Below are 8,524 nucleotides of genomic sequence, written 5' to 3'. Positions count from 1 at the left end.
GCGCGGTGTCGGCGAGCGGGGCGGACGGACGCGCTGCGCGCGAAGGCGGAGCGGGCGGGGCCGGCGGGACCGGGACGGAGCCGTGCTGCTCGTCGGAGCCGGGGCCGGGACGGGTGCTGTCGTCGCTCATGGCGCGAGTCTAGCCAGCACCCGGGCGGCGGCGGAGGGGTTCCGTCCGCTCACGCGGGCAGGTACCCGCCGTCGCGCAGGTCGCCGACGAAGGCCGTCCAGGCGAGGTAGGCGATCACCGCGAGGACGATCGCGAGGTAGCCCAGCACGAAGCCGGCGACCGCGAGACCGCGGCCGCGCTGTCCGGAGCGTCGGGCCTGGGCGAAGCCGATGTGGCCGAGGACGATGGCGGCGGGCGCCAGCCCCAGCAGTCCGCACACCAGAGCCGCGACCGCGAGCGGGTTCATCGGCGGGCGGCGGGGCGGGAGACCGGGGTAGGGATCGGCGGCGGCCGTCGGCGGCGGGTAGGCCGCCGACGGCTCGCCGAGCGGAGGGGCGAACGGCGCGGGCGCCGGTCCGGTCTGCGGTCCGGGCGCGGTGTCGTCGGTCACGGTGTCCTCCTGGTGGTGCGGGCGCCCCCGAGCCTCGGAGGCGTGTCGATCAGTACCCGGTCGAGGGCATGGTCGCCGCGATCGAGAAGAGCGCGACGAACGAGATGATGGTGATGATGATCGCGACGAAGCCGATGATGACGGCGGCGAGGGCGAGGCCGCGGCCCTTCTCCCCCGTGCGCTTGATCTGCGACAGGGCGATGAAGCCCAGCACGATGCCCACGATGGAGACGAAGAACGAGGCGATGAAGCCGATGATCGCCAGGATGTTGTAGCGGTCGGACGCGGGCGTGTACGGAGTGGTCATGGAATCCCCCAGGGTCAGGAACGAGCGGATGCGGCCAAGAGTGGCAGTGGCACGATCCGCCTGTCAAAAAGCTGGACGGCGCTTGCGCGCCCCGGCCACCGCCCGGTAGAGGCCTCAGCGGACCTGGATCTCGGTGACCGGGAGGGTCGAGTCGGCCCCGAATCCGAGCCCCGACGGCGGATGCCCCGCCTCGATCAGCTGCGCCGCCAGTGCGGCGATCATCGCGCCGTTGTCGGTGCAGAGCGAGAGCGCCGGGATCCGCAGGGTCACTCCCGCGGCCGCGCACCGCTCCTCCGCCAGCGCGCGCACCCGGGCGTTGGCGACCACGCCGCCGCCGAGCAGGAGGCGCGGCACGCCCCGGTCGCGGCAGGCGGCGAGCGCCTTCGTGAGCAGGACGTCGGCGACCGCCTCGCGGAAGCTCGCCGCGACGTCGGCCACGGGCACCTCCTCCCCCGCGTCCTGGCGCTTCTCGACCCAGCGGGCGACCGCGGTCTTCAGCCCCGAGAACGAGAAGTCGTAGCGGTGGCGCTCGAGGTCCTTCGGCAGGCTGAGCCCGCGGGGGAAGCGGATCGCCTTCGGGTCCCCGTCCGCCGCCACCCGGTCGATCTGCGGTCCGCCCGGATAGGGCAGGCCCAGGACGCGCGCCACCTTGTCGAAGGCCTCGCCGGCGGCGTCGTCGATGGTCTCGCCGAGCAGCTCGACGTCCGACACCAGATCGCGCACGTGCAGGAGCGAGGTGTGCCCGCCCGAGACCAGCAGCGCGATCGTCGGCACCTCGACGGGGCTGCCCTCGCTGCCGTCGGCCCGGAGGACGTCGGCTCCCACATGTCCGACGAGGTGGTTCACGGCGTAGAGCGGCAGGCCGAGCGAGACGGCGAGCGCCTTCGCCGCTCCGACGCCGACCATGAGGGCGCCCGAGAGCCCCGGTCCGCTGGTGACCGCGATCGCGTCCAGGTCGCCGAGCGCGACACCGGCCTCGGAGAGCGCCGCGTGCAGGGCGGGCTCGAGCGCCTCCAGGTGCGCCCGGGCGGCCACCTCGGGCACGACGCCGCCGTAGCGGGCGTGCTCCTCCATCGAGGAGGCGATGGTGTTCGAGAGCAGCGTCGTGCCGCGGACGATGCCGATCCCCGTCTCGTCGCAGCTGGTCTCGATGCCGAGGACGAGGGGTCCGGTGCTCACGGGATCTCCTGGGTCGGGGTCGGCGGCAGGCGCATCACGATCGCGTCCACTCCGTCGGGCTGGTAGTAGGCGGGGCGGACGCCGATCTCCTCGAAGCCCTCCGAGCGGTAGAGGGTCTGCGCGGCGGGGTTGTCGGCGCGGACCTCGAGGAAGACCTCGCGGGCTCCTCGCTCGCGGGCCGCCTCGAGGAGCGCGCGCAGCAGTCGGCGGCCGAGGCCGGTGCGGCGGACACGGGCGACGACCGCGATCGTCTGAACGTCGCCCTCGTGAGCGCCGACGGGGCAGAGGAGCCCGGCGTAGCCGACCACCTCGCCGTCCTGCTCGGCGACCAGGTACCGGGTGTGACGGCTCCGGATCTCCTCTGCCATCATCCCGCGCGACCAGGCGTCGCCGGCGAACTCGGACTCCTCGATCGCCATGACGGCGTCGAGGTCGACCGCCTGCGCGTCGCGGAGCACGGCCTCGCTCATGCGGTCACCCGCTTGGGGCCGGCCGACAGCGTGACGTCGGGCGAGCGGAGGTAGAGGGGCTCGTCCGCGGCACCGGGCCGGCCGGCCGCGCGCAGGCGGGCGGCCACGACTCCGAGCTCGCCGGCGGAGACCGACTCGGCCTCCAGGCGCGGGAGCTCCGGATGCGGGAGGGCCGGCGGCTTGTCCAGGCCCGGGCCGGCGAGGCGGACGGGGAGTCCCTGGTCGTCGAGCCCGTCGTAGGCGCTCCAGTACAGCTCGCGGCGGCGGGCGTCGGTGACGACGAGGAAGCCCGCGGCGCGCCCGTGCCGCAGCGCGGCGAGCGCGATCGCGTCGTGCGAGACCACGGGGAGGGTGGGGACGCCGCGGCCGAGCGCGAAGGCCCGGGCGGCGGCGATCCCGACCCGGAGGCCGGTGAAGGGGCCGGGGCCCATGCCCACGGCGACCGCCTCGATGCCCCCGGGAGCGACGTCGGCCGCCTCGAGCGCCTCCTGGATCAGCCGTCCGACCACCTCCGCGTGGCGCATGGTGTCGGTCTCGGTGCGCTCCGAGCGCACGGCGCCCGCGGAGTCGACGACGGCGACGGAGGTTCCGGAGGAGGTGTCGATCGCGAGGAGCACGCGTCCAGGGTACCCGCGGGCTCAGCTCCAGCCGGTGCCGCGGAAGCGGACGGTCCGCGGCTCGATCGGCTCCTCGCCCTCCTCGGCGTCGGAGCCGGCGGTCGGCCGCTCGATGACCACGTCGAGCCAGGACTCCGCGACGCCGTCCAGCATCCCGGCCCCCCACTCCACGACGACCACCGAGCGCGCCGGATCGAGGTCGAGGTCGTCGAGCTCGACCGGCGAGCCCACGCGGTAGGCGTCGACGTGCACGAGCGGCGGCCCGTCGTGCAGCGGCGGATGCGTCCGCGCGATCACGAAGGTGGGGCTCGTCACGGGACCCCGCACGTCGAGGCCCTCGCCGAGCCCGCGCGTGAAGGTCGTCTTGCCCGCGCCGAGCGGCCCCGTCAGCACCAGCAGGTCGCCGGCGCGCAGCACTCGGCCGAGCTCGCGGCCGAGCTCCGCCATGGCCTCCGGATCGGCGACCTCGACGACGCGGTCCGCGAACCAGGAGCGCTCAGGCACGGCCGTCCGCCGCGCTCAGCAGCCGCCGCTGGACCCGCGGCCCGAGCCGGGTGACCAGCTCGTAGTTGATGGTGCCGCACCACCGCGCCCACTCGTCGACCGAGGGGACGCCGGTCGTCGGGTCGCCCCAGAGCGTCACCGGGTCGCCCGTCGCGACGCTCGCATCCCCCACGTCGACGACGAACTGGTCCATCGCGACCCTCCCGGCGATCCGGTGGCGGCGGCCGCCGATCGAGACCTCCGCGACGCCGGAGGCGCTCCGCGGGATGCCGTCCGCGTAGCCGAACGGCACGAGCGCGAGGGTCGTCCCGCCCTCGGCCCGCCAGGTGTAGTCGTAGCTCACACCGGTCCCGTGGGGCACCCGGCGGACACCGGCGACGCGGCCCTGCAGCGTCATCGCCGGGACGAGCCCGAGCTGGAGCGAGGTCCTGTCCTCGAACGGCGAGAGCCCGTAGAGGGCGATGCCGCTGCGCACCATGTCGAGGCGGGCCTCAGGGAGGCGCAGCGCCGCCGCCGTCGCCGCGAGGTGCAGGACCGGCGCCTGCACCCCGTGCGCGGCCAGCACGGCCTCGGCGCGGCGGAGGAGCGCGAGCTGGGCGAGGTCGTCCTCGCGCGAGGTGTTGGACAGGTGCGAGAACAGCCCGGTGAGGTGGACGGTGCCGCGATCGCTGTGACGGGCGAGCGCCTCCGCCAGGTGCGGCCACTCCTCCTCCGCGGCGCCGTTGCGGCTGAGGCCCGTGTCGACCTTGAGCTGCACGGCGGCGCGCACACCGCGGTCCTCCGCCGACTGCGCGAGCGTGTCGAGCTGGTCGACGGAGGAGACGGCGACGTCGATCGAGTGCTCGAGCGCCGCGTCGAAGTCCTCGCCGGGGTCGTGCAGCCAGCAGAGGATCGGAGCGACGACGCCGGCCTCGCGCAGGGCCACGGCCTCCCGCAGCTCCGCGGTGCCGAGGGCGTCCGCGCCGCCGTCGAGCGCCGCCTGCGCCGCGGCCAGGGCGCCGTGCCCGTAGCCGTTGGCCTTCACGACGGCCATCAGCCGTCGGGCACCGGTGAGCTCGCGCAGACGCCCAGCGTTCGCCGCCATCGCGTCGACGTCGATCACCGCCTCGCGGTACGACGCGGGGACGCTCACGACTCGGCCACCACGAACGCGCAGGCCACGCCCGCGTCGTGCGTCATCGAGAGGTGCACGCGCGTGATCCCCCGCGCCTCCGCGGCCGCCCGGGCCGGGCCGTGCAGCGCGAAGGACGGATTCCCGTGCTCGTCCCGCTCGACGACCATGTCGTGCCAGCCGGCGCCCACGGAGTCGCCGAGCGCCTTGATCAGCGCCTCCTTGGCGGCGAAGCGGCCCGCCAGCGAGGCGACCGGGAGCGAGCGTTCGCTCTCGGCGAACAGCCGGTCGCGGAGCCGGGGCGTGCGCGACAGCGAGCGCTCGAAGCGCGCGAGGTCCACGACGTCCACCCCGATCCCCACGATCACGGCTCGATCACTCGACCGTGACCGACTTGGCGAGATTGCGCGGCTGGTCGACGTCGAGGCCCTTGGCGGCGGCGAGCTCCATCGCGAACATCTGCAGCGGGGTGACGGCGAGCAGCGGCTCGAACAGCGGGTCGGCGAGCGGGATCGGCACGACCTCGTCGGCGATCTGGATCGCGGCCGTATCGCCCTGCTCCGCGATCGCGATGACGCGGGCGCCGCGGGCCTTGATCTCCTGGATGTTCGAGATCACCTTGCGCTGCAGCTCGTACGACTCGCTCGGGCTCGGCACGATCACGAACACGACCTGGCCAGGCTCGATCAGTGCGATCGGGCCGTGCTTGAGCTCGCCCGCCGCGAAGCCCTCGGCGTGGATGTAGGCGAGCTCCTTGAGCTTCAGCGCGCCCTCGAGCGCCACCGGGTAGCCGACGTGGCGGCCGAGGAACAGCACCGCACGGGTGTCGGCCATCCAGCCGGCCAGCTGGGCGATGTCGTCGGAGGCGTCGAGCACGCGGGAGAGCTTCTCCGGGATCGCGGCGAGCTGAGCCGCCTGCGAGGCGACGAGCTCGGTGGAGGCGGCACCGCGCACCGCGGCCAGGTGCAGCCCGAAGAGGTAGAGCGCCGCGATCTGGGCGACGAAGGCCTTGGTCGAGGCGACCGCCACCTCCGGGCCCGCGTGCGTGTAGAGCACGGCGTCCGACTCGCGTGGGATCGTCGCGCCCTGGGTGTTGCAGACCGAGAGCGTCTTGGCGCCGTGCTCGCGGGCGTACTTGACCGCCATCAGCGTGTCCATCGTCTCACCGGACTGGCTGATCGAGACGACGAGGGTGCGCGGGGTGAGCACCGGGTCGCGGTAGCGGAACTCGTGGCTGAGCTCGACCTCGACGGGGACGCGCGCCCATTTCTCGATCGCGTACTTGGCGACCATGCCCGAGTAGGCGGCCGTGCCGCAGGCGATGATCGTGATGCGGTCGATCTCCGTCAGCACCGGACCGAGCGCGTCGAGCTCGGGCAGCGTGATCGCGCCCTCGTGGATGCGGCCGCGGAGGGTGTTCGCGACGGCCTCGGGGCCCTCGGTGATCTCCTTCGCCATGAAGCTCGACCAGCCGCCCTTCTCGGACGCCGACGCGTCCCAGGCGATCTCGAACGGCTCGGTCTCGACGGGGTTGCCGAAGAAGTCGGTCACCGTGACGAGCTCCGGCGTGATCGTGACGATCTGGTCCTGGCCGATGGCGACCGCGCGGCGGGTGAACTCGACGAACGCCGCGACGTCGGAGCCGAGGAAGTTCTCCCCGTCGCCCAGGCCGATCACGAGCGGCGAGTTGCGGCGCGCGCCGACGACCACGCCGGGCTGGTCCTGGTGCAGGGCGAGCAGGGTGAACGCGCCCTCGAGGTGCGCGACGACGGCCTGGAAGGCGAGCACGAGGTCGCCGGTGCGGCGGTACTCGCGGGCGATCAGGTGCGCGGCGACCTCGGTGTCGGTCTCGCTCTCGAAGACGGCGCCCTCGGCGAGCAGCTGCTCCTTGAGCGGCTGGAAGTTCTCGATGATGCCGTTGTGGATGACGGCGAGCCTGCCCTCGTCCGCGAGGTGGGGGTGGGCGTTGCGGTCGGTCGGGCCGCCGTGCGTCGCCCAGCGGGTGTGGCCGATGCCCGTGGTGCCCTCGGCCAGCGGGTGCGCCTCGAGGTCGTCGACCAGGACGCTGAGCTTGCCCGAGCGCTTGCGGCTGTCGAGCTGCCCGTCGGCGTCGATCACGGCCACGCCGGCCGAGTCGTAGCCGCGGTACTCCAGACGCTTCAGGCCCCCGAGCAGCACGGCCAGGCTGTCGCGCTCACCGACGTATCCAACGATTCCACACATGCGCTCGATTCTAAGCGGCGCGGAGGCGCCTCCCGCGGCGTCGGGCACCCGGCGGGGCGGACGCTAGGATCGGTCCCCATGCCGTCGTCTCCTCGCGATCCCGCGCGCGACGCGCACCCCTCCCCCTTCGTCGAGATCGTCCGCTCCGACTGGGCCGAGCTCGCCCGCACCACGGAGCTGCCGCTGTCGGAGACCGAGGTCGTGCAGCTGCGGGGGCTGGGCGACCGGCTGAGCCTCACCGAGGTCGCGGAGGTCTACCTGCCGCTCTCGCGCCTGCTGAGCCTGTACGCCGGTGGCGCGCGGCACCTGCACCGCGCGACGAGCACGTTCCTCGGGGAGCGCGCGCAGCCGACACCGTTCGTGATCGGCGTCGCGGGGTCGGTCGCGGTGGGCAAGTCGACGATCGCGCGCCTGCTGCGGGAGCTGCTCGCCCGCTGGGAGGACACGCCCCGCGTCGAGCTGGTGACCACCGACGGCTTCCTTCTGCCCAACCGCGAGCTGGAGCGCCGCGGTCTGATGAGCCGCAAGGGCTTCCCGGAGTCGTACGACCGCCGGGCGCTGCTCCGCTTCGTCTCGGAGGTGAAGGGCGGGGCCGCGGAGGTGCGCGCGCCGTTCTACTCGCACCTCTCCTACGACATCGTCCCCGATGCTGAGATCGTCGTGCGGCGGCCGGACGTGCTGATCGTCGAGGGCCTGAACGTGCTGCAGCCGCCGGTGCCCGGTCACGGCCTGGCAGTGAGCGACCTGTTCGACTTCACCGTCTACGTCGACGCCCGGACCAGCGACATAGCGCGCTGGTACGAGGAGCGCTTCCTCACCCTGCAGCAGGGCGCGTTCGCGAATCCGAACTCCTACTTCCACCGCTACGCGGCGCTCAGCCCGGATGAGGCCCGCGAGCGCGCGCGGAGCATCTGGGCCGCGATCAACGAGCCGAACCTGCTGCAGAACGTTCGCCCCACCCGCTCCCGCGCGAGCCTGGTCCTCCGCAAGCAGGCCGACCACACCGTCTCCTCGGTCCTCCTCCGCAAGATCTGACCGCGCCCCCGGTCGCTGTTCGCCGCCGCACGCACCGCGCAGCCACCGACCTCGAGCCCCTTCACCGCACGATCGGCGCAGGTTCGCCGCCACCCACGAGCCGTCAGCGTGAATCGCGTGCCAAGCGATTTTCGCGCGGCGAACGCGACCCGCTCCACCCGTGCAACCACCTCGCGAAGCCGACCGCGAGGGGCCGCGCAAGGAGCGGCCCCGCAACAAGCACCGCCGTCGGCGGGAATCGCGTGCCAAGCGATTCACGCGCGGCGAACGCGACCCGCTCCTCCCAGCGCGACCACCTCGACAAGCCGACCGCGAGGGGCCGCGCAGGGAGCGGCCCCGCAACGAACACCGCCGCGTGCCAAGCGATTCACGCGCGGCGAACGCACCCCGCTCCACCCATCGCAACCACCTCCCCAAGCCGACCGCGAGGAGCCGCGCAGGGAGCGGCCCAACCCACGAGCCGTCGTGGGAATCGCGTGCCAAGCGATTCACCCGCGGCGAACGCGCCCCGCTCCACC

At 73.6% G+C, this 8,524-nt stretch carries 10 protein-coding genes; 1 reads left to right on the top strand and 9 read right to left on the bottom strand.

The annotated features are described in order from the left end of the window. Positions 1–179: 179 nt before the first annotated feature. The 9 genes from C5C59_RS16280 to glmS form a co-directional block, all read right to left on the bottom strand. Positions 180–560, bottom strand: coding sequence for a DUF4190 domain-containing protein (locus C5C59_RS16280; RefSeq protein ID WP_104234159.1), 381 nt, complete (start codon positions 558–560; stop codon positions 180–182). Between the two features lie 49 nt (positions 561–609). After that, positions 610–867: a DUF4190 domain-containing protein gene (locus tag C5C59_RS16275; protein WP_104225014.1), complete on the bottom strand. Its 258-nt coding sequence runs from the start codon at positions 865–867 to the stop codon at positions 610–612. A 114-nt stretch (positions 868–981) separates the two neighbouring features. Then, positions 982–2,046, bottom strand: a complete 1,065-nt coding sequence (tsaD, locus tag C5C59_RS16270) for a tRNA (adenosine(37)-N6)-threonylcarbamoyltransferase complex transferase subunit TsaD (RefSeq protein WP_104225013.1) — start codon at positions 2,044–2,046, stop codon at positions 982–984. Continuing rightward, on the bottom strand, positions 2,043–2,516 hold the full coding sequence (gene rimI / locus C5C59_RS16265) for a ribosomal protein S18-alanine N-acetyltransferase (RefSeq protein ID WP_104239707.1): 474 nt from the start codon (positions 2,514–2,516) through the stop codon (positions 2,043–2,045). The genes tsaD and rimI overlap by 4 nt, the downstream gene beginning before the upstream one ends. Continuing rightward, complete coding sequence (gene tsaB / locus C5C59_RS16260) at positions 2,513–3,133, bottom strand: tRNA (adenosine(37)-N6)-threonylcarbamoyltransferase complex dimerization subunit type 1 TsaB (RefSeq protein WP_104225011.1); 621 nt, start codon at positions 3,131–3,133, stop codon at positions 2,513–2,515. The genes rimI and tsaB overlap by 4 nt, the downstream gene beginning before the upstream one ends. A 21-nt stretch (positions 3,134–3,154) precedes the next feature. Beyond that, positions 3,155–3,580 carry a tRNA (adenosine(37)-N6)-threonylcarbamoyltransferase complex ATPase subunit type 1 TsaE gene (gene tsaE / locus C5C59_RS16255; protein WP_104225016.1) on the bottom strand — a complete coding sequence of 142 codons (426 nt, stop codon included), beginning with the start codon at positions 3,578–3,580 and terminating at the stop codon, positions 3,155–3,157. Between the two features lie 49 nt (positions 3,581–3,629). Next, the gene (gene alr, locus C5C59_RS16250) at positions 3,630–4,769 is read right to left on the bottom strand and encodes an alanine racemase (RefSeq protein WP_104238774.1); all 1,140 of its coding nucleotides are present in this window, start codon (positions 4,767–4,769) and stop codon (positions 3,630–3,632) included. Then, positions 4,766–5,116, bottom strand: a complete 351-nt coding sequence (locus C5C59_RS16245; protein ID WP_104238773.1) for a holo-ACP synthase — start codon at positions 5,114–5,116, stop codon at positions 4,766–4,768. Before C5C59_RS16245 ends, alr begins: the two co-directional genes overlap by 4 nt. A 7-nt stretch (positions 5,117–5,123) precedes the next feature. Beyond that, entirely contained in the window at positions 5,124–6,971 is a 1,848-nt protein-coding gene (gene glmS / locus C5C59_RS16240; RefSeq protein WP_104227413.1) for a glutamine--fructose-6-phosphate transaminase (isomerizing), read from the bottom strand. Positions 6,972–7,049: 78 nt separating this feature from the next. On the opposite strand from glmS, the gene coaA reads away from it, so the two are divergent. Next, positions 7,050–8,006 (top strand): type I pantothenate kinase, encoded by a 957-nt coding sequence (gene coaA, locus C5C59_RS16235; RefSeq protein ID WP_104234153.1) that lies wholly within the window; start codon positions 7,050–7,052, stop codon positions 8,004–8,006. The last annotated feature ends 518 nt before the right edge of the window (positions 8,007–8,524 follow it).

The organism is Rathayibacter sp. AY1F4 (genome assembly GCF_002931775.1).
Taxonomy (GTDB): Bacteria; Actinomycetota; Actinomycetes; order Actinomycetales; family Microbacteriaceae; genus Rathayibacter.
The sequence above is the reverse complement of the archived record's forward strand: the minus strand, read 5'-3'. Positions and strand labels throughout refer to the sequence as shown.

Bases quoted from the DNA above. Each gene is read 5' to 3' on its own strand.
- C5C59_RS16275 (WP_104225014.1), bottom strand. From the start codon at position 867: ATGACCACTCCGTACACGCCCGCGTCCGACCGCTACAACATCCTGGCG.
- rimI (WP_104239707.1), bottom strand. From the start codon at position 2,516: ATGAGCGAGGCCGTGCTCCGCGACGCGCAGGCGGTCGACCTCGACGCC.
- tsaE (WP_104225016.1), bottom strand. From the start codon at position 3,580: ATGGCGGAGCTCGGCCGCGAGCTCGGCCGAGTGCTGCGCGCCGGCGAC.
- glmS (WP_104227413.1), bottom strand. From the start codon at position 6,971: ATGTGTGGAATCGTTGGATACGTCGGTGAGCGCGACAGCCTGGCCGTG.
- coaA (WP_104234153.1), top strand. From the start codon at position 7,050: ATGCCGTCGTCTCCTCGCGATCCCGCGCGCGACGCGCACCCCTCCCCC.